This window comes from Streptomyces sp. A01 (assembly GCF_059026195.1).
Window position 1 is genome coordinate 49,939 of sequence record NZ_JBWLKN010000026.1, and the last position, 17,592, is coordinate 67,530.

Consider the following 17,592-nt stretch of genomic DNA (forward strand, 5'->3'; position numbering starts at 1 on the left):
CGGTCACTCCTCCCCCAGAATCTGCGGCACCTTGAAACGCTGCTGCTCCTGGGCCGGGGCGCCGGACAGCGCCTCCTGCGGGGTCAGCGACGGGCGGACCTCGTCCGCGCGCATGACATTGGTCAGCGGCAGCGGGTGGGAGGTCGGGGGTACGTCCTCGTCGGCCACATCGGAAACGCGGGCGACCGCGCCGATGATCACGTCGAGCTGTCCGGCGAAGTGGTCGAGCTCTTCGTCCTTCAGCTCCAGACGCGACAGCCGGGCGAGGTGGGCGACCTCCTCGCGCGTGATGCCAGGCATGCAGCGATCCTCTGAGTTCTTGGCTGGATTCTTGGCTGGTGTTGGTGACTGGGGTGAGCTGATGCTCGCTGTGGGTGTTGTCGGGTCCCCGGTGTGCTGGTCGGGGACCCTGTGGTGTCACTGGGTGTCGCTGGGTCCCCGGTGGGTGATTCGCGCCCAATCCTATGCGCCACGGGGGCGTCCCGACGAAGCACTATTGACCGGCCCCGCCCCACGGGGCGCCGATCGCTCCCTCAGAGGGGGCGGCAGCCCTTCGCGTACGGTGCCGCGGGCGGCAGAAGACACGAGGCGGCCAGGCCTACGTGACCGGCTGGTCCGCTTCTTCGCCGACCGCGGCGGCGGCCCGCTCCGGTGCCCCCGGCACTGCCGCCACCGCCGGCTCGGGCTCCGGTTCCGCGTCTGTCCGCGCCGACTCCAGGGCGGCGCGCTCCGCCTCGCGGTGCCAGCCGCTCTTGCCGCGCAGCTTCAGCCACGCCGTGGTCTCATCCGGTGGCATCGCCGCGGCCACCAGCCAGCCCTGTACGGCGTCGCAGCCCAGGTCGCGCAGCCGCTCCCAGGTCTCGTCGTCCTCCACGCCCTCGGCGACGACCAGCAAGCCGAGCGAATGCGCGAGGTCGAGCGTGCAGCGGACGATCTCCGCGTCCTCGTTGTCCACGACGAGCCGGGCGACGAACGACCGGTCGATCTTCAGCTCGCTGACCGGCAGCCGCCGCAGGTGCACCAGCGACGAGTAGCCGGTGCCGAAGTCGTCCAGCGACATCTTCACGCCGTGCCCGGTGAGGCCCGCCATGGTGTCGGCGGCCCGCTGCGGGTCCTCCAGGAGCACGTGCTCGGTGATCTCCAGCTGGAGCGCCCCGGGCGGGACTCCGTGCCGGGCGAGCCGGGCGGCGACGGCACCGGCGAAGCCCGGGGTGTGCACATCGCGCGGGGACACGTTGACGGCGACCGGCACGTCGAGCCCGGCGGCCCGCCACTTGGCGACCTGCCCGAGCGCGGTCTCCAGCACGTACTCGGTGAGCTTGGGCATCAGTCCTGAGCTCTCCGCCATGGCGATGAACTCATCCGGCGGCACCCTGCCCCGGTCCGGGTGCACCCAGCGCACCAGGGCCTCAAGACCGGCCACGTGCCCGTCGAAGCCGACCTTCGGCTGGTAGTGCAGCTCCACGTCGCCCGCGTCGAGGGCCCGGCGCAGGTCGCCCAACAGGCCGAGCCGGTCGGGCGTGTTGCCGTCGCGCTGCGCCTCGTACACCTCGGCTCCGCTGCGGTCCCGCTTGGCCTGGTACATGGCGACGTCGGCGCGCCGCAGCAGGCCCTCGGCGTCGATCGCGTGGTCGGGGAAGACGGCGACTCCGGCGCTCGCCTCCAGTACGAGGGTGAGTCCGTCGAGGTCGAGTGGGGAGCCGAGGGCGGCGATGAGGGAGCGGGCGACACGCTGGGCGCTGGTGAGGGAGTCGGCGGTGGGCAGCAGGACAGCGAACTCGTCACCGCCGAGCCTGGCGACCTCGGCGCCACGCGGCAGCGCCAGCCGCAGCCGCTCGGCGATCTGCAACAGCAGCCGGTCGCCCGCCAGGTGGCCGAGGGTGTCGTTGACGGAGCGGAACCGGTCGAGGTCGATCAGGACCAGCGCCGAACGGGTCCCGGCGCGCTCGGCGTCGTCCAGCGCGGACCAGGTGCGCTCCAGCAGCCACTGCCGGTTGGGCAGCCCGGTGAGCGGGTCGCGCAGCTGCTCCTCGGCGCGGACCCGGGCGATCCACAGGGTCGAGTCGAGGGCTATGAGCGGCACGGCGAACAGCGGGAGCAGCAGCGGGGTGTGCACGGCGACGACGACGATCAGTGGCGCTATGCCGAGCAGGGCCACGCCTACGAGCGCCTGCCGGACCACCGCCGTGCGCACGACGGTGCGGAGCCCGCCACTGCGCGGCGCCATCGTGTACCAGAGGAGGGCGCGGGTCACGAGCAGATAGGCGAAGGCCACCAGGGCTATCTGGGGGATGACGTAGAGATCCCAGGCGTCCGGCCGCCAGGGGTGTTCGACGGAGGGCACCGTGCCGAGGGCGGCGAGGGCGAGTCCGGCGGCCCCGATGCCGAGGATGTCGACCGCGCCGTGCAGCACGGCCTGCCGCCAGCGGTGCCGCCGGGCCGCGCCGACCAGGACCACCACGGCGAGGCTGATGACGACGGCCGGGAGCCAGCCGTACAGCAGCAGCGCGGCGAGTGTGAGGGCGGCACCTGATCCGGTGCCGCCCCACCAGCGATCGCGTCCCAGGGCCACGAGATGGCCGACGATGGCGCCGGTCAGCACGGCCAGCGACCAGCCGACCCTGCCGCTGGGGAAGAGCGCGGTGTCGGTCCTGAGTAACCGGAACACGCCCACGCCCAGCGCGATCCCGGCGAGCGCGACGACCGCCACCGGTAATCCGGGCAGAGCGAGCCGGCACAGCCGCGACACTGGGGCGGCGCTGTCGGTCGGTTTCATACCCGTCCCTCTCACAGCCGGCGATGCCCGCGCCACGGCAGGCGCACATCTCAACAGTAGGCCGCACCAGGCTACGGCGGGCGGCGATCGACAACCCTTGCCCGAATGCGCCCCAGCTCTCCGTAACCATCTGATATGCGCTGTAAGAGTGATGCCCGCTGGCTATGCCCAGGCCACCCATAGAACGCTGTTGAACTATTCCGGTGCCTCCGGGGGCGCCACGGCGACCTCTCTGGCGGCGTCGGGGCCCTGCCCCAACAGGACGCCAAAGCCCTGATCGTCGAGGACAGGCACCTTCAATTGCATGGCCTTGTCGTACTTGGAGCCGGGATTATCACCCACAACCACGAAGTCAGTCTTCTTGGAAACTGAGCCGGTCACCTTTGCTCCCTGATTCTGCAGAGCCTCTTTCGCACCGTCACGTGTATACGACTGGAGGGTTCCTGTGACGACAACGGTCAGCCCGGCCAGCGGGCGGGGCCCCTCATCCTCGCCCGCTTCCTCCTCCAGGCGCACTCCAGCCGCACGCCACTTCTCCACGATTTCCCGGTGCCAGTCCTCAGCGAACCACTGTTTCACCGAGGCGGCGATGATCCCGCCGACGCCTTCGACCGCCGCGAGTTCTTCCTCGCTCGCTTCCGAGATCCGGTCCAGCGACCGGAATTCGCGGGCCAGGGCCACCGCTGCGACCGGCCCGACGTGACGGATCGACAACCCGGTGATGATCCGGGCCAGCGGCCGCTGTTTGGCGGCGGCGATGTTCTCCAGCATCGCGAGCGCGTTCTTCTTCGGCTCGCCCTTCTGGTTGGCGAAGAAGGTGACGACCTTTTCCTCGCCCGTTTCCGGGTCGCGCTTGGGCAGGCCGCTGTCCGGGTCGAGGACGTGCGAGCGGATGGGCAGCAGGGCGTCGATATCGAGATCGAAGAGGTCGCCCTCGTTGCGCAGCGGCGGGTCGCTGGGCGCCAGCGGCTGGGTCAGCGCTCCCGCCGCCACGTATCCCAGGTGCTCGATGTCGAGGCTCTTCCGCCCGGCGAGGTAGAAGATCCGCTCCCGGATCTGGGCCGGGCAGTAGCGCGCGTTGGGGCAGCGGAGGTCGATGTCGCCCTCCTTCATGGGCTGCAGCGCGGTCCCGCAGTCCGGGCACTCGCCCGGCATCACGAACTCGCGCTCGCTGCCGTCCCGCAGGTCCACCACGGGCCCCAGGATCTCCGGGATCACGTCACCCGCCTTGCGCAGCACGACGGTGTCGCCGATGAGGACGCCCTTGGCCTTGACGACCTCCTGGTTGTGCAGCGTCGCGAACTCGACCTCGGAGCCCGCCACCGTCACCGGCTCGACGACCGCGTACGGCGTGACCCTGCCGGTGCGGCCCACGGCGACGCGGATGTCGACCAGCTTGGTGTTGACCTCCTCCGGCGGGTACTTCCAGGCGATGGCCCAGCGGGGCGCCCGGGAGGTCGAGCCGAGTCGTCCCTGGAGGGGGATCTCATCGAGCTTGACGACCACGCCGTCGATCTCGTGCTCCACCGAGTGCCTGGCCTTCGGGTCGCCGTACCGCGCGATGAAGGCGCGCACGCCCTCCGGCGAGTCGGTCACCTCGTTGTGCTGGGCGGTCGGCAGGCCCCATTCGCGCAGCAGCGTGTAGGCGTGTGACTGGCAGTCGATGTCGAAGCCGTCGCGGGCGCCGATGCCGTGCACCACCATGTGCAGCGGTCTGCTCGCGGTGACCTTCGGGTCCTTCTGGCGCAGCGAACCCGCCGCCGCGTTGCGCGGATTGGCGAACGGCGGCTTGCCCGCCTCGACCAGCCCGGCGTTCAGCTCCTGGAAACGCTCCATCGGGATGAAGACCTCGCCCCGGACCTCCACCAGCGCGGGCACGTCCTTCCCGGTCAGCCGGTGCGGGATCTCCGAGATCGTGCGCACGTTGGGCGTGATGTCCTCGCCGGTGCGCCCGTCGCCCCGAGTGGCCGCGCGCGTCAGCCGTCCCTGCTCGTACGTGAGGTTGACCGCGAGGCCGTCGACCTTCAGCTCGCACAGGAAGTGGTACGAGGTGTCCTCTCCGACGTCCTTGGCGATGCGGTCGGTCCAGGCCGCGAGCTCCTCGTCATCGAAGGCGTTGTCGAGGCTGAGCATCCGCTCACGGTGCTCCACCTCCGTGAACTCCGTCTCGTACGCCCCGGCGACCTTCTGGGTCGGCGAATCAGGCGTACGCAGCTCCGGATACTCGGCCTCCAGGGCCTCAAGCGACCGGAGCAGCTTGTCGAACTCCGCGTCACTGACGACCGGGGAGTCCCTGACGTAGTACCTGAAGCGGTGGTCCTCGATCTGCTCGGACAGCTGCTTGTGCCGCTCGCGCGCCTCAGCGGGCACCGTCGACCGCGCCTCGGTGGGCACTACGGACTGCCCCCGCTGCTCATCAGCCGCGCCCTCGCCGCCGTCCACCGTTTCGCCAGCCACCGTCTCGTCCTCCCGTTACCTGAAGTCCACCGCCCGGGGGGCGCGCGTCGCGCACACGCCTCCCCCAGCGCTCACCGCCGCCGCGGCCTCTGCTCTGCCACTGCCGCGGGGCCCGTCGCGGCGCACTCCGCCACCCGGTCCCGCTGCCCCCGCGGCACCCGCCGCGGGGCGCGCTTCATCACTCAGGGTTGTCCGCGAGTGATGTCGCCGCCCGGACGCAATGGGGCAGCGCGGCTCGCGCGTACCCCGGTGAGGCACCCGCGAGACCGCATGCCGGGGTCACCACCACGGACTCGGCGAGAGTCCCCGGCGCGAGCCCCAACCTGCGCCACAGCGTCCTGACACCCATGACGCTACCGGCAGGGTCTGACAATGCCCCCGATTGCGGGTCCGTGCCCGGCACCACACCGGCGAAGAGCGTCAGGCCGCTCTCCACCACCTCGCCGATCGTCTCTTCCTCACGCTCGGTAAGCAGTGAGAAGTCGAAGGAGACGCCTGCCGCCCCCGAACGGCGCAGCAGCGCGAACGGCACGGCGGGCGCGCAGCAGTGCACGACGACCGGCCCCGTGCTCACGGCGAACACCTCGCGCAGCGCGCCCTCGACCACGCTCCGGTCCACCGCCGAGTAGGTGCGGTAGCCGCTGGCCGAGCGGACCTCCCCGCGCAGCACCGCACCGAGCGACGGCTCGTCGAGCTGGAGGACGACCTCGGCGCCGGGCAGCCGCCGCCGCACCTCGGCCAGGTGCTCGCGCAGCCCCTCGGCCAGCGAACCGGTCAGGTCACGGCAGGCGCCGGGGTCGTTCAGCATCGCTTCGCCGCCGCGCAGTTCGAGGGCGGCCGCCAGCGTCCACGGCCCGACCGCCGACACCTTCAGCGCTCCCTGGTGGCCCTGGGCGAACTCCTCCAGCGCGTCCAGGTCCTCGCCCAGCCAGGACCGCGCCCGCTTGGTGTCCCGCCCCGGCCGGTCGCCCAGCCGCCAGCCGCTGGGCTCCACGCGCGCGTACAGCTCGACGAGCATGCCCGCGGTGCGCCCGATCATGTCGGCGCCCGGCCCCCGCGCCGGCAGCTCCGGCAGGTAGGGCAGCTTGTCCAGCGATCCCATCACGGTCTTCGCGGCCTCGCGCGCGTCGCCGCCCGGCATCGACCCGATCCCGGTCGCGGCGCCCGCGCCCCAGCTCATCTCATCGTTGTCGCTCACGCAGGAAGCGTACGAGGCGGCGCCCGCTCCCCGGACCTCCGGCGCCCCCGCGCCCCGTCCGGCCAAGCCCCAGGCTCCGTGCCCCGTGCCCCGTGCTCCGTCTGCCCCGTCCAGTCCCGCCCCGTGCTCCGTGCCCCGTGCGGTCCAGCCCCGTGCTCCGTGCCCCGTGCCCCGTCCCGCTCCCCAGCCTCCCGCTTCCCGCCTCCTGTCGCGCTTCCCGGCGGCCTACGCTTCGGTCGTCGCTCGCGTGGCGGCCGCTCCCGCCGCCGACGTCCGCCTCCCGCTCGCCCTCGGCGTGGTCGTCCCGGGTTGCGGCAGGCCGCCCGGCTCGCCGGGCGTTCCGCTCCCGCCGCGCAGGCCGAGCCAGGCCAGCAGTGCGGCTCCGGCGTACGCGGCCGAGGTGATCGCGAACGAGACCGCCGCGCCCGCGTACCAGCCGCCCGCGCCCGCCAGGACGGCGCCCATCACCGCGATGCCCACCAGCGTGCCGATCTGCCGGTTGGCGTTGAGCGTGGCGCTGGCGACGTTGGCGTGCTCGCGGCCCGCCGCCTCCATCAGCGCGCCGGTCATGGCCGGAGAGGCCACGCCCAGGCCGATGTTGAACGTCGACAGCACCACGGCCAGCACCCAGTACGGCATCTGCGGTGACACGGTGAGCGCCAGCGAGGCGATGCCCACGGAGGAGAAGACGAGCGAGCCGACGAGTGCGGCCCGGTTGCCGACCCGGTTGCCCACCTTGGCGTAGAGGAGATTGCCGAGCAGGAAGACGAGTTGGGTCGGCAGCATCTGGAGTCCCGCCGTCATCGCGCTCGCGCCGCGCGCGTTCTGCAGGAACAGGCCGAGCATGAACATCCCGCCGTAGCAGCCGAGGTTGAAGAGAAAACCGACGGCGTTGGCGATGGAGAAGGCGGGGTTGGCGAAGAGTTCGCCCGGCAGAACGCGCACCCGCGCGCTCCGTTCCCGTAGCAGGAAGACCACCAGGGCGAACAGTGAGAGGGCGAAGGCGCCCAGCACCAGGGGCGCGCTCCAGCCCGCCTCCGGGCCCTCGATCAGTCCGAACGCGAGCGCCGCGAGCGCGAGCAGTCCCAGCGCGTGCCCGGTCACGCCCAGCGGCGTCCGGCGGCCCGCCACGGGCGCCACCACGCGCCGGGCGAGCAGCAGTCCGGCGATCCCCACGGGCAGGTTGATCAGGAAGATGCTGCGCCAGCCGAGCGTCCCGACGAGTACGCCGCCGAGGGCGGGCCCGAGTCCTGCCGCCGTCGAGATGATCGCCGACCACAGCCCGAGCACGCGGGCGCGTTGCCGCGCCTCAGGGAATGCGTTCATGAGCAGAGTGAGCGAACTGGGCATGAACAGGGCGGCGCCCGCGCCCTGCAACAGCCGTCCCGCCACGAGCACGGCGGGGCCAGGAGCGACGGCGCAGATGAGGGAGGCGGCGGTGAACAGCGCGAGCCCCGTCAGGTACACCCGCCGCGCCCCGTATCTGCCCGCGAGCGACCCGGCGAGCAGCAGCAGCGAGGCGAAGACGAGAACGTAGCCGTCCACGACCCAGGTCAGCCCCGACAGCGACAGGTCAAGGCTGCCGCGCAGCTCGGGACCCGCGACGTTGATGATCGTGACGTCGAGGGTCGCCATGACGAACCCGAGAGCGAGAGCGAGGAGTTGAAGCCCGCCGGTGCGCGGTGCGGTCTGAGTCTTTTGGATCACCCAGACAAGTTATAGCTGTAACCAACACCCAACAATGATTACAGCTATAACTTTACGAAGGGCGTACGCGATCGATGCGAACGGCATACCTGGGTGAGCCCGGTCAGGCGGGGGCGGTCGCGCCCCAGCGGCTGGCTAGCGGCTACTCGGCCCGGTCGAGAGCCCTCAGCAAGTGCGTCCGCAACTCGGCGCGCGCCTCTTCCGGCAGATGATCCAGCGGCGAGTCCTGGCCCATCCGCCGCAGCAGGTCCAGCCGCAACTCCCGCCCCGCGTCGGTCAGCACGAGCTGCTTGGCCCGCCGGTCTCCCGGGTCGGGCTGGCGTACGACGAGCCCCTGCTTTTCCATCTTGTCGATGACGTACGTGACGTTGGGCGGTTCGCAGCACATCACGCCCGCCAGCTCGCGCGCCGTCTTCGGCTCCCCCAGCTCCTCCAGGGCCTTCGCCTGCGTCGGCGTGAGGTCCAGCTCCGCGATCCGGCTCCGCCGGTGCGCGTCCATCCGCCGGGACAGCTCCGTAACGAGCCCCCGGACCTCCCTGATCCCACACCCCGCCTTGGCGGTGGCTGTCGCTTCGCTCCTGCTGCTCACTCAGTCAGCGTACGTCTGGAGCCGTCCGGTTCGAGGGCGCGAAGAGATGGCCGCGCGCCAACAACACGATCCGGCACGCGCCGGGAGCCCCCCCGGCACACCGCGCACGCTCTCCGCGAGCCAGGAGCCGCGAGCCGCCGGCCCCCGCGCCGGGACTCGGCCGGCCTCCAGCCGTCCCGGTCAGCCCTGGGGGCGGACCGACAGGTCCGTGATCTCCGCGTCGCGCGGCAGGTCGAGCGCTGTCAGGATCGTGGTCGCGACCGACTCCGGCGCCATCCAGCGCTCGGGGTCGTACTCCTTGCCCTCCTGCTGGTGCACCTTCACCTGCATGGGCGTCGCCGTACGGCCCGGGTAGACCGTCGTCACCCGCACCCCGTGGCCGCTCTCCTCCCAGCGCAGCGCGTCGGCGAGGGCCTTCAGTCCGTGCTTGCTCGCCGCGTACGCGCCCCAGTTGGCGTTCGCGCGCAGGCCGGCGCCGGAGTTCACGAACAGGACGTGCCCCTTCGCCTGCCGCAGCTGCGGCAGCAGCAGCCGGGTCAGTTCGGCGGGGGACACCAGGTTGGCGGCGAGCTGCTGGTTCCACGCCTTCGGGGTCAGCTCACCGATCTCCCCGAGTTCGACGACGCCCGCGATGTGCAGCAGCGAGTCCACCTCGCCGGGCAGTTCCTGGTGGCTGAGCGCCCACGACAGCCGCTCCGGCTCCGCCAGATCGCCGACGATCGTCCGGGCTCCCGGGAACCGGTCCGCCAGCTCCTTCGCCCGCCCCGCGTCGCGCGCCAGCAGCCACAGCTCCTCGCCGCGTGCGCACAACCGCTCCGCTACGACGGTGCCGATGCCCGAGCCTGCCCCAGTGATCACATGCGTACCCATGCGGCGATCCTAACGACGGGCCCGGCGAACGCACGGAGCCCGGGTTCAACGGGGCGCTCGGCCCCGCGCGTGGGCGCGCGCGAGGACACGCGTCAGGGCTGGGCGGCCTGGATGCCCTGCTGCTCCTCCAGGTAGGTCAGCGCGCCCACGCCTTCCTCGGCGAAGAAGACGAGGTCGACCAGGGGAAGCGGCAGGAAGCCCTCCGCCTCCATCCGCTGGAACTGCTGCTTCAGCCCGTCGTAGAACCCGTCCGCGTTGAGCAGCACGACCGGCTTGGCGTGCAGACCGTGCTTCTTCAGCTCCAGGATCTCGGTCGCCTCGTCCAGCGTCCCCGTTCCACCGACCATGATCACGATCGCGTCGGCGCGGGCCAGCATCTCGGCCTTGCGCTCGGCGAGGTCCTTGGTGACCACCATCTCGTCGGCGTTCTCCCTGGCCTTGTGCCGCAGAAACTCCACGGACACCCCGACCAGCCGCCCGCCGTGCTCCTGCACGCCGTCCGCCATCACCTTCATCAGCCCGCTCTCGGACCCGCCCCACACCATGGTGTGGCCGCCCTTCCCGAGCAGCTCGGCGAACTCACGGGCGGGGGCGGTGTACCGCTCATCGAGGTCGGCGGCGGAGCAGAAGACGCAGATGTTCATAGCCGCCACTGTACGAGGCGGGGCACTCCCCCGCCCCGCCCCCGCGTGGGCTCAGGCGACCAGGGCAGGCGGCGGCCCGGCATCCAAGGCAAGCTCGCACCAGATGACCTTGCCGCCAGGACCGAGCAGCGAGTCACTGAGCGCGCAGCCGCCCCAGTGATCGGCGACGAGATCGAGAATCAGCAACCCGCGCCCGTGCGGTGCGTCTGCCTCCGGCGGCGGCAGCGAGACCGGGAACTCGGCGTTCGTATCGGTGACGCTGATCCTCAGCACGGGATGCGCCCAGCGGAGGCGGACGGACGCGGAGCCGCCGGAGTACCTGACGGAGTTGGTGGTCAGCTCGGAAGCCAGCAGTTCGGCCCGCTCGGCGAGTTCACCGAGCCCGTGCCCCGCGAGAATCGCCCGCAGGGCGACCCGGGCGATACCGGGGCCCCGGGGGTCACGCGGGAAGGCGAGTTCGTACTCCCAGGGGTCGGCGAACGGGATGGGCGTGGGCTCGGGTGGACGGAGATTCGGGTCCGGTGTCACGCGGGCACCTCCTTGTGCGGCGCGGGAGTTGTACGGCGTTACGGCTGTACGGCTGCCGTTTCCTCGCTGGCGGTAGCGCTTGGCGGTGGCATTGCCGCGCGGTGACGCGGTGCGCTTCCGCTGGGCGCGGGGCCAGGGAGTTAGTGGCATGGCTCACACTGTAGAGCAGCGGCTATAACGCGTGCGACCTACTTCACTGAAACGAGTTGTATCCCGTGACGCGCTGGACCCCTGCTGTGCGCGCGGGCACACTATGCGCGAGCGAGGAGAGGGCACATGGCGCCAAGGCACACCCCGACGATCCGTCAGCGCCGATTTGGCACAGAGCTGCGGAGGCTCCGCGAGGCCGCGGGCATGTCGGCGCCGATAGCTGGCGGTCTACTGGGAGCCGACCGGACGGCGATCTCGAACATCGAGGCGGGGCGGTTCGGCATCAGCGAGGAACGCCTGCGGCGGCTCGCGAGCATCTACGAATGCGGCGACGAAGCGCTCATCGACGCCTTGGCCCAGATGACGGGAGGACGCAAGGCTGGCTGGTGGGACGAATACCGGGGCAAGATCCCTCCGGGATTCCTCGATGTCTCCGAGCTGGAGCACGACGCTGTGCGGCTGCGCACTGCGCAAACGGCACATCTTCCTGGTCTGTTTCACACCGAGGAGCACGCCCGAGCCATCTTCGAACTTATCGTGCCGCCCCTGCGGCGCCTTGAGGTCGAGCTGCGCGTGGCACACCGACTCGCTCGGCAAGCTGTTCTTGACGGCGACAAACCGACGCCGTACGCAGGCACGATCCACGAGGCAGCGCTACGCATGCAACTTGGAGGGCGTCAGGTGGCACGTGCTCAGCTCAACTGCCTCCTGGAGGCCACCGAACGCGACAACGTGACCCTCCGGGTGATCCCTTTCACGGCCGGAGGTTTTCCCATGGCCGGAGACTCGGTCCTGTACGCGGAAGCCGCTAATCCGCACTTGGACACAGTTCATATGGACTCACCAGCTGGTGCCGTGTTCTTCGACTCACCGACGCAGTTGACCAACTTCCGGACGCGGCTGGACTTGATCGAGAGCGTGGCGTTGACTTCAAGAAGGTCGAGAGACTTCATCCGCGCGCTTGTCGCCGAGCTGTGAGAGGTACGACTGTTGTCCGAGCTGGTGTGGCTCAAGTCTTCCTTTTCCGAGGAAGGGGGGAACAACTGCGTCGAGGTCGCCGCGACGGGTGCCACTGTGGCGCTACGGGAGAGCGAGACACCAGCCCAGCTGATCACGACCGACCGGAGCGCGCTCCGCGCTCTCCTCGCCCACATAAAGACTGGGGCGCTCGACAGCCCACTGCCGTGAAAGGGCGTTAACCCGCCGCCCCGGCCGGCTCCCGGCGCTCCGTCGTGGCGATCGTCGCCGAGCCGACGACGCGCGTACCGTCGTACAGGACGATCGCCTGGCCCGGCGCGACGCCCCGTACCGGCTCCGTGAAGCGGACCTCCAGGGTGTCGCCGACGAGCTCGGCGGCCACCGGCGTCTCGCCGCCGTGGGCGCGCAGCTGAGCGGTGTAGGTGCCGGGCCCGGTGGGCGGCGTGCCGCACCAGCGGGGCTTGATCGCGGTGAGGGCGGCGATGTCCAGGGCGTCGACCGGGCCGACCGTGACCGTGTTGTTCACCGGGGAGATGTCCAGGACGTAGCGCGGCTTGCCGTCGGCGGCCGGGACGCCGAGGCGCAGGCCCTTGCGCTGGCCGATGGTGAAGCCGTACGCGCCCTCGTGGGTGCCCAGCTTCGTGCCGTCCTCGTCGACGATGTCGCCCTCCGCCGCGCCGAGCCGCTTGGCCAGGAAGCCCTGGGTGTCGCCGTCGGCGATGAAGCAGATGTCGTGGCTGTCGGGCTTCTTCGCCACCGCCAGGCCCCGGCGCTCCGCCTCGGCGCGGATCTCTTCCTTGGTGGTGAGGGTGTCGCCCAGCGGGAACATCGCGTGGGCGAGCTGCCGGTCGTCCAGGACGCCGAGGACGTAGCTCTGGTCCTTGGCCATGTCGGACGCGCGGTGCAGCTCGCGGGAGCCGTCGGCGCCGACGATGACCGTGGCGTAGTGGCCGGTGCACACGGCGTCGAAGCCGAGGGCGAGGGCCTTGTCCAGCAGCGCGGCGAACTTGATCTTCTCGTTGCAGCGCAGGCACGGGTTGGGCGTGCGCCCCGCCGCGTACTCGGCGACGAAGTCGTCCACCACGTCCTCGCGGAACCGCTCGGCGAGGTCCCAGACGTAGAAGGGGATGCCGATGACGTCGGCCGCGCGGCGCGCGTCCCGTGAGTCCTCGATGGTGCAGCAGCCACGCGCGCCCGTGCGGAAGGACTGCGGGTTCGCGGACAGGGCGAGGTGGACGCCGGTCACGTCGTGGCCCGCTTGCGCCGCGCGGGCGGCGGCGACGGCGGAGTCGACGCCGCCGGACATGGCGGCGAGCACGCGGAGGCGACGGCCGTCGCGCGGAGCGGTGGGGTCGGGGGCACCGGGGAAGTCAGTCATAGCCCTACCAGGGTACGGGTGCGGCCGGGGTCGCCGTACGACGGCGGTTCTCCGTCGTCGGACCGGGTGCCGAGCCCGCCCGGCCGCCGCCCGGGCCTGGCGCCCCGCCCGGCGGCGGCCGTCAGCTCAGGCCCGCGCTCCGCGCTCGGGCCACCGCCGGGCCGATCGCCGCGCTCACCGCGTCGACGTCCGCCTGCGTCGAGGTGTGGCCGAGTGAGAACCGCAGCGTGCCGCGCGCCAGCTGCGGGCACGAGCCCGTGGCGAGGACGACGTGACTGGGCTGGGCGACGCCCGCCGTGCAGGCGGAGCCCGTGGAGCACTCGATGCCCTGCGCGTCGAGCAGCAGCAGCAGCGAGTCGCCCTCGCAGCCGGGGAAGGAGAAGTGCGCGTTGGCGGGAAGGCGGCCCTTCGGGTCCGGGTCACCGCCGAGGACCGCGTCGGGGACGGCGGTGGTGACCGCTGTGATGAGCGCGTCACGGAGGGCGCCGACGTCGCGGGCGAAGTCCTCGCGGCGGGCGGCCGACAGTTCACCGGCGACGGCGAAGGACGCTATGGCGGGCGCGTCCAGCGTGCCGGACCGCACATGGCGTTCCTGGCCGCCGCCGTGCAGCAGCGGCACGGGCGCGTACTCCCGGCCCAGCAGCAGCGCCCCGACCCCGTACGGGCCGCCGATCTTGTGTCCGGTCACCGTCATCGCCGCGAGCCCGGAGGCGGCGAAGTCGACCTCGATCTGGCCGAACGCCTGCACCGCGTCGGCGTGCAGGGGCACCTCGAACTCGCGGGCCACCTCCGCCAGTTCGCCGACCGGCATGATGGTGCCGATCTCGTTGTTCGCCCACATCACGGTCGCGAGCGCCACATCGGACGGGTCCTTGGCGATGGCCTGGCGCAGCGCGTCGGGGCTCACCCGCCCGTACGCGTCGACCGGCAGCCACTCCACGCGCGCGCCCTCGTGCGTGGCGAGCCAGTCCACGGCGTCGAGCACGGCATGGTGCTCGACGGGGCTGGCGAGGACACGTGTACGGGCCGGGTCGGCGTCGCGGCGGGCCCAGTACAGGCCCTTGACGGCGAGGTTGTCCGACTCGGTGCCACCGGCGGTGAACACCACCTCACTGGGGCGCGCGCCGAGCGCCGCCGCCAGTGATTCGCGGGATTCCTCGACGGTGCGGCGGGCCCGCCGCCCGGCGGCGTGCAGCGAGGAGGCGTTGCCGGTGACGGCGAGCTGGTCGGTCATCGCCCGCACCGCCTCCGGAAGCATCGGGGTGGTGGCGGCGTGGTCGAGGTAGGCCATGATGCGTCGATTCTACGAGCCAGGGAGAGCGGGCATGGGGGCGCGTGCCAAGCGCGCGGAGGCACCCGCCGTTTTCGTGGTGGCAGCGCCGCTCCCACGCGAGAACTCCCGCGTGGGAGCGGCGCGGCGTACGGATGTCCTGCGGGCCGGTTCCAGGGGCGAGCGCGCCGGGTCGGGGGCGCCCGAGAGGGAACTCTCCGCTGGGGGTGTGCCGCGTGGGGCGGCACCGGCCGGATGGTGTTCACCGTGACAAGCAGGTAAGGAGTCATTAGGCTTTCACCCATGACACAGTGGACGCTGAATCATACGTACCGCAGCTCCTCCGGCACCGTCCGGTGGGCCGAACTCGGGCCTGCGGACGGGCCGCCCGTCGTCCTGCTGCACGGCACGCCCTTCTCCTCGTACGTCTGGCGCGGCGTCGCCCGCTCCCTCGCCGACCGGCACCGCGTCCTCGTCTGGGACATGCCCGGCTACGGGGCCTCCGAGAAGCACGACGGGCAGGATGTCTCCCTCGCCGCCCAGGCCCGGGTCCTCACCGAGCTGCTGGCCCACTGGGGGCTCGACGGCGGCACAGAAGCGCCGTACGTGATCGCACACGACTTCGGTGGCTGCGTGGCGCTCCGTGCCCGGCTGCTCCACGGCGCCGCCTACCGCGCGCTGGCCCTCGTCGATCCCGTCGCCCTCGCCCCGTGGGGGTCGCCGACGTACCGGCTGCTCGGCGGCCACGCCGAGGTCTTCGAGCAGCTGCCGCCCGCGCTGCACCGCGCGCTGGTGCGGGAGTACGTCAGCTCGGCGAGCGCCCGCGGGCTGCATCCGGCGGTGCTCGACCAGCTCGTCGAGCCATGGTGCGGGGAAGCCGGACAGCCCGCCTTCTACCGGCAGATCACCCAGAACGACCAGCGCTTCACCGACGAGATCCAGGGCCGCTACGGCGAACTCGACCTGCCCGTGCTCGTCTGCTGGGGCACCGACGACACGTGGATTCCCGTCGCCAAGGCGCATGAACTGGTCTCGCTCATCCCCGGCGCCCGCCTCCGGCTGCTCGAAGGGGCCGGGCACCTCGTACAGGAGGACACCCCGGCCGAGCTGACCGGAGCGCTGACCGGCTTTCTGCGGGAAGTCGCCGGATAGGCGGCGTGCCGGAACCGGAGCCCGGTACGCGGGCGCGAGGCGGAGGCAGGGCCTCGCCGCCCCGCGCGGGCGCGCGGGCGTCACCCCACCGTGGGCGCGCCCGCTTCCGCGCGTCCTCGCGCGCCAGCGGCACCGGGCGGCCCCGCGTCGCCGTATGCCCGCATCGCGCTGTCCCGCCGCCCCGGTGTCCCGCTGGCTCAGCCGGTCGCCGGGCCGAGGTTCCAGGTGGCGGAGACGGTGAAGCTCGCCTCGCCCTTGCCCGAGAAGACTCCGAGGCTGAGATCGGTGCCCAGGGTGACGCTGAACTCCACGGTGACCTCGTCCGGGCGCCGGGTGGAGTCGGCGAGCGAGCGGTGGATGCCTTCCAGCACCCCGCCCAGCGGGCGCAGCGCGTCAGCGAGGACCTGCCCACTGGCGGTGAGGGCCCGGGCGGCCCGGCCGTCGGAACTCACCGGGCGTGCGTGACCGAATCCGGCGGGAAGGTCGAGGTCGGGCGGCGCGGCGCCGTCCCCCTGGCTCGCCCCGGTGCCGGTCCCGGGGCTGTCCGTGCGCCCCGTGCCGCCGCTGTCGCCACCGCCGGGGCTCGTTCCGCCGTAGGCGCCGTCGCCGTGCGTACTGTCGCCGTACGTACCGTTTCCGTACGCGCCGTCTCCGTGCTCCGCCTTGTCGCGCCCGTCTTCGGTGGACGGCCGCGGCACCGGCCGCGCACCGTCAGCGACCGGGACGAGACGCACCCAGGCGGTGGTGCCGTCATCGAAGGTCAGTGCCAGGTCCCCCATGCCGATCAGTGTGCCATGTGGCCCACAGCGCCGGGGGACGGAACGGCGCCTCGGGCAGCCCCAGTTGGGCCCGCCCGCCACAGCGAGCCGCCCGGCTCCCACCGACCGCCTGGCGCTCACCGGCCGCCCAGTCTCCACCAGCGCCCGCCCGGTCGGCCGACCGCCGCGGGGACCGCTGCTGACCCGCTAGCCCAGCTGTACCCGGGCCAACTGGCGGGCCTGGGCCACCAGCCGGTCCTCGCCGTCCCAGACCTCGACGTCCTCCTCCAGGAATCCCCCGGCCAGGTTGCGGGTGGTGATGGAGACCCGCAGCCGTCCCGGGGCAGGGCGGCGGCGTATGTGCGTGGTGAGTTCCACGGTCGGCACCCAGCCGGACAGGCCGAGGTCGAAGGCGGTCGGCGGCAGGGCGTCCACGGCGAGCAGCAGTGACAGCGGGTCGGCGTCGCGGCCGTCGGCGAGGCCGAACCAGGCCCGCATGTCGCCTCGCCCGCTGGGCTGCCCGATGGCCCAGCCCGCCGTCGCCGGGTCCAGGCGCATGTCGAACCGGTCGACGATCGCGGAGGCGCCGGGGAGGGACGGCTTGCCCTCGGGTGCGTCGTCCGTGCCGAGGCAGTGCTCGTACGGGGGGATGGCGGGCGGCTTGGCGGTGGTGCGGACGTCGTCGGGCAGGGAGTCGAGGTCCCCGTATGTGGCGAGTACGCGGATGCGCTCGACCTCGGCGCCGTTGTCGTCGAACTGGACCAGGGACGCCTGGCCGGTGGAGAGGGTGCGGCCGCCGCGGACCAGCTCGGTGCGGACCTCCGCGGGGCCCGGCTGGGAGGCGGTCAGGTAGTGCGCCGTGATCGAGAACGGGTCCGGGTGCGGCAGCGCGTCGCCGAGGGCGCGGCCGATCAGCGCCAGCAAGTAGCCGCCGTTGAGGGCCTTGAGGATGGCCCAGCCTGCGGAGAGGTCCGTGTCGTAGATCGCGGTGGCCGCGCTGGGAGCCGCACTGGGTGCCGTGCCGGAATCGGCCGCTGAGTCGGCGGAGGACGCGCGGAGCGTCACTGCGGTGTCCCGGTCGAACTCGCTGTTACCGATGGTTGCCTGTGCCATACACGGCACCGTACACGCAGGTGT

At 72.0% G+C, this 17,592-nt stretch carries 16 protein-coding genes; 3 read left to right on the forward strand and 13 right to left on the reverse strand.

What is annotated here, in order from left to right; translation table 11 throughout:
* Positions 1-3 precede the first annotated feature (3 nt).
* The 9 genes from gatC to AC5P1B_RS28300 all read right to left on the reverse strand — a co-directional run bounded on the left by gatC (position 4) and on the right by AC5P1B_RS28300 (position 10,919).
* Entirely contained in the window at positions 4-300 is a 297-nt protein-coding gene (gene gatC, locus AC5P1B_RS28260; RefSeq protein ID WP_493890699.1) for an Asp-tRNA(Asn)/Glu-tRNA(Gln) amidotransferase subunit GatC, read from the reverse strand.
* 298 nt (positions 301-598) lie between these two features.
* Positions 599-2,776 carry a putative bifunctional diguanylate cyclase/phosphodiesterase gene (locus AC5P1B_RS28265; RefSeq protein WP_493890700.1) on the reverse strand — a complete coding sequence of 726 codons (2,178 nt, stop codon included), beginning with the start codon at positions 2,774-2,776 and terminating at the stop codon, positions 599-601.
* 195 nt (positions 2,777-2,971) lie between these two features.
* Positions 2,972-5,170, reverse strand: a complete 2,199-nt coding sequence (gene ligA / locus AC5P1B_RS28270; RefSeq protein WP_493890779.1) for an NAD-dependent DNA ligase LigA — start codon at positions 5,168-5,170, stop codon at positions 2,972-2,974.
* A gap of 241 nt (positions 5,171-5,411) precedes the next feature.
* Positions 5,412-6,413, reverse strand: a complete 1,002-nt coding sequence (locus AC5P1B_RS28275) for a methionine synthase (RefSeq protein WP_493890780.1) — start codon at positions 6,411-6,413, stop codon at positions 5,412-5,414.
* Positions 6,414-6,656: 243 nt separating this feature from the next.
* A complete protein-coding gene (locus AC5P1B_RS28280; RefSeq protein ID WP_493890702.1) occupies positions 6,657-8,138 on the reverse strand; it encodes an MFS transporter in 1,482 nt (493 codons plus the stop codon).
* A 142-nt stretch (positions 8,139-8,280) separates the two neighbouring features.
* Positions 8,281-8,727, reverse strand: a complete 447-nt coding sequence (locus AC5P1B_RS28285) for a MarR family winged helix-turn-helix transcriptional regulator (RefSeq protein ID WP_493890704.1) — start codon at positions 8,725-8,727, stop codon at positions 8,281-8,283.
* Positions 8,728-8,907: 180 nt separating this feature from the next.
* On the reverse strand, positions 8,908-9,597 hold the full coding sequence (locus AC5P1B_RS28290; RefSeq protein ID WP_493890705.1) for an SDR family oxidoreductase: 690 nt from the start codon (positions 9,595-9,597) through the stop codon (positions 8,908-8,910).
* Positions 9,598-9,689: 92 nt separating this feature from the next.
* Positions 9,690-10,241, reverse strand: a complete 552-nt coding sequence (locus AC5P1B_RS28295; RefSeq protein ID WP_493890706.1) for an LOG family protein — start codon at positions 10,239-10,241, stop codon at positions 9,690-9,692.
* Positions 10,242-10,292: 51 nt separating this feature from the next.
* Positions 10,293-10,919, reverse strand: a complete 627-nt coding sequence (locus tag AC5P1B_RS28300; protein ID WP_493890707.1) for an ATP-binding protein — start codon at positions 10,917-10,919, stop codon at positions 10,293-10,295.
* 126 nt (positions 10,920-11,045) lie between these two features.
* Between AC5P1B_RS28300 and AC5P1B_RS28305 the strand changes: the two genes are divergently transcribed.
* Positions 11,046-11,897 (forward strand): helix-turn-helix domain-containing protein, encoded by an 852-nt coding sequence (locus AC5P1B_RS28305; protein ID WP_493890709.1) that lies wholly within the window; start codon positions 11,046-11,048, stop codon positions 11,895-11,897.
* 12 nt (positions 11,898-11,909) lie between these two features.
* The gene (locus tag AC5P1B_RS28310; RefSeq protein ID WP_493890711.1) at positions 11,910-12,107 is read left to right on the forward strand and encodes a DUF397 domain-containing protein; all 198 of its coding nucleotides are present in this window, start codon (positions 11,910-11,912) and stop codon (positions 12,105-12,107) included.
* Between the two features lie 7 nt (positions 12,108-12,114).
* On the opposite strand, the gene mnmA is transcribed toward AC5P1B_RS28310, so the two are convergent.
* Both mnmA and AC5P1B_RS28320 read right to left on the reverse strand, forming a co-directional pair.
* The gene (gene mnmA, locus AC5P1B_RS28315; protein WP_493890713.1) at positions 12,115-13,275 is read right to left on the reverse strand and encodes a tRNA 2-thiouridine(34) synthase MnmA; all 1,161 of its coding nucleotides are present in this window, start codon (positions 13,273-13,275) and stop codon (positions 12,115-12,117) included.
* A 121-nt stretch (positions 13,276-13,396) separates the two neighbouring features.
* Complete coding sequence (locus AC5P1B_RS28320) at positions 13,397-14,566, reverse strand: cysteine desulfurase family protein (RefSeq protein WP_493890714.1); 1,170 nt, start codon at positions 14,564-14,566, stop codon at positions 13,397-13,399.
* 282 nt (positions 14,567-14,848) lie between these two features.
* Here AC5P1B_RS28320 and AC5P1B_RS28325 point away from each other — a divergent pair, with 282 nt between their 5' ends.
* On the forward strand, positions 14,849-15,697 hold the full coding sequence (locus AC5P1B_RS28325; protein ID WP_493890716.1) for an alpha/beta fold hydrolase: 849 nt from the start codon (positions 14,849-14,851) through the stop codon (positions 15,695-15,697).
* A 197-nt stretch (positions 15,698-15,894) separates the two neighbouring features.
* On the opposite strand, the gene AC5P1B_RS28330 is transcribed toward AC5P1B_RS28325, so the two are convergent.
* Together AC5P1B_RS28330 and AC5P1B_RS28335 are read right to left on the reverse strand one after the other, a co-directional pair.
* Positions 15,895-16,476, reverse strand: a complete 582-nt coding sequence (locus AC5P1B_RS28330) for a CU044_2847 family protein (protein ID WP_493890718.1) — start codon at positions 16,474-16,476, stop codon at positions 15,895-15,897.
* Positions 16,477-16,662: 186 nt separating this feature from the next.
* On the reverse strand, positions 16,663-17,568 hold the full coding sequence (locus AC5P1B_RS28335; protein WP_493890720.1) for a thioesterase family protein: 906 nt from the start codon (positions 17,566-17,568) through the stop codon (positions 16,663-16,665).
* Positions 17,569-17,592: the final 24 nt, after the last annotated feature.

Coding starts and splice junctions, on each gene's coding strand:
- AC5P1B_RS28290 (WP_493890705.1), bottom strand. CDS start 9,597: ATGGGTACGCATGTGATCACTGGGGCAGGCTCGGGCATCGGCACCGTC.
- AC5P1B_RS28330 (WP_493890718.1), bottom strand. CDS start 16,476: ATGGGGGACCTGGCACTGACCTTCGATGACGGCACCACCGCCTGGGTG.
- AC5P1B_RS28265 (WP_493890700.1), bottom strand. CDS start 2,776: ATGAAACCGACCGACAGCGCCGCCCCAGTGTCGCGGCTGTGCCGGCTC.
- gatC (WP_493890699.1), bottom strand. CDS start 300: ATGCCTGGCATCACGCGCGAGGAGGTCGCCCACCTCGCCCGGCTGTCG.
- AC5P1B_RS28325 (WP_493890716.1), top strand. CDS start 14,849: ATGACACAGTGGACGCTGAATCATACGTACCGCAGCTCCTCCGGCACC.
- AC5P1B_RS28275 (WP_493890780.1), bottom strand. CDS start 6,413: ATGAGCTGGGGCGCGGGCGCCGCGACCGGGATCGGGTCGATGCCGGGC.
- AC5P1B_RS28335 (WP_493890720.1), bottom strand. CDS start 17,568: ATGGCACAGGCAACCATCGGTAACAGCGAGTTCGACCGGGACACCGCA.
- AC5P1B_RS28305 (WP_493890709.1), top strand. CDS start 11,046: ATGGCGCCAAGGCACACCCCGACGATCCGTCAGCGCCGATTTGGCACA.
- AC5P1B_RS28295 (WP_493890706.1), bottom strand. CDS start 10,241: ATGAACATCTGCGTCTTCTGCTCCGCCGCCGACCTCGATGAGCGGTAC.
- AC5P1B_RS28320 (WP_493890714.1), bottom strand. CDS start 14,566: ATGGCCTACCTCGACCACGCCGCCACCACCCCGATGCTTCCGGAGGCG.
- AC5P1B_RS28300 (WP_493890707.1), bottom strand. CDS start 10,919: ATGCCACTAACTCCCTGGCCCCGCGCCCAGCGGAAGCGCACCGCGTCA.
- mnmA (WP_493890713.1), bottom strand. CDS start 13,275: ATGACTGACTTCCCCGGTGCCCCCGACCCCACCGCTCCGCGCGACGGC.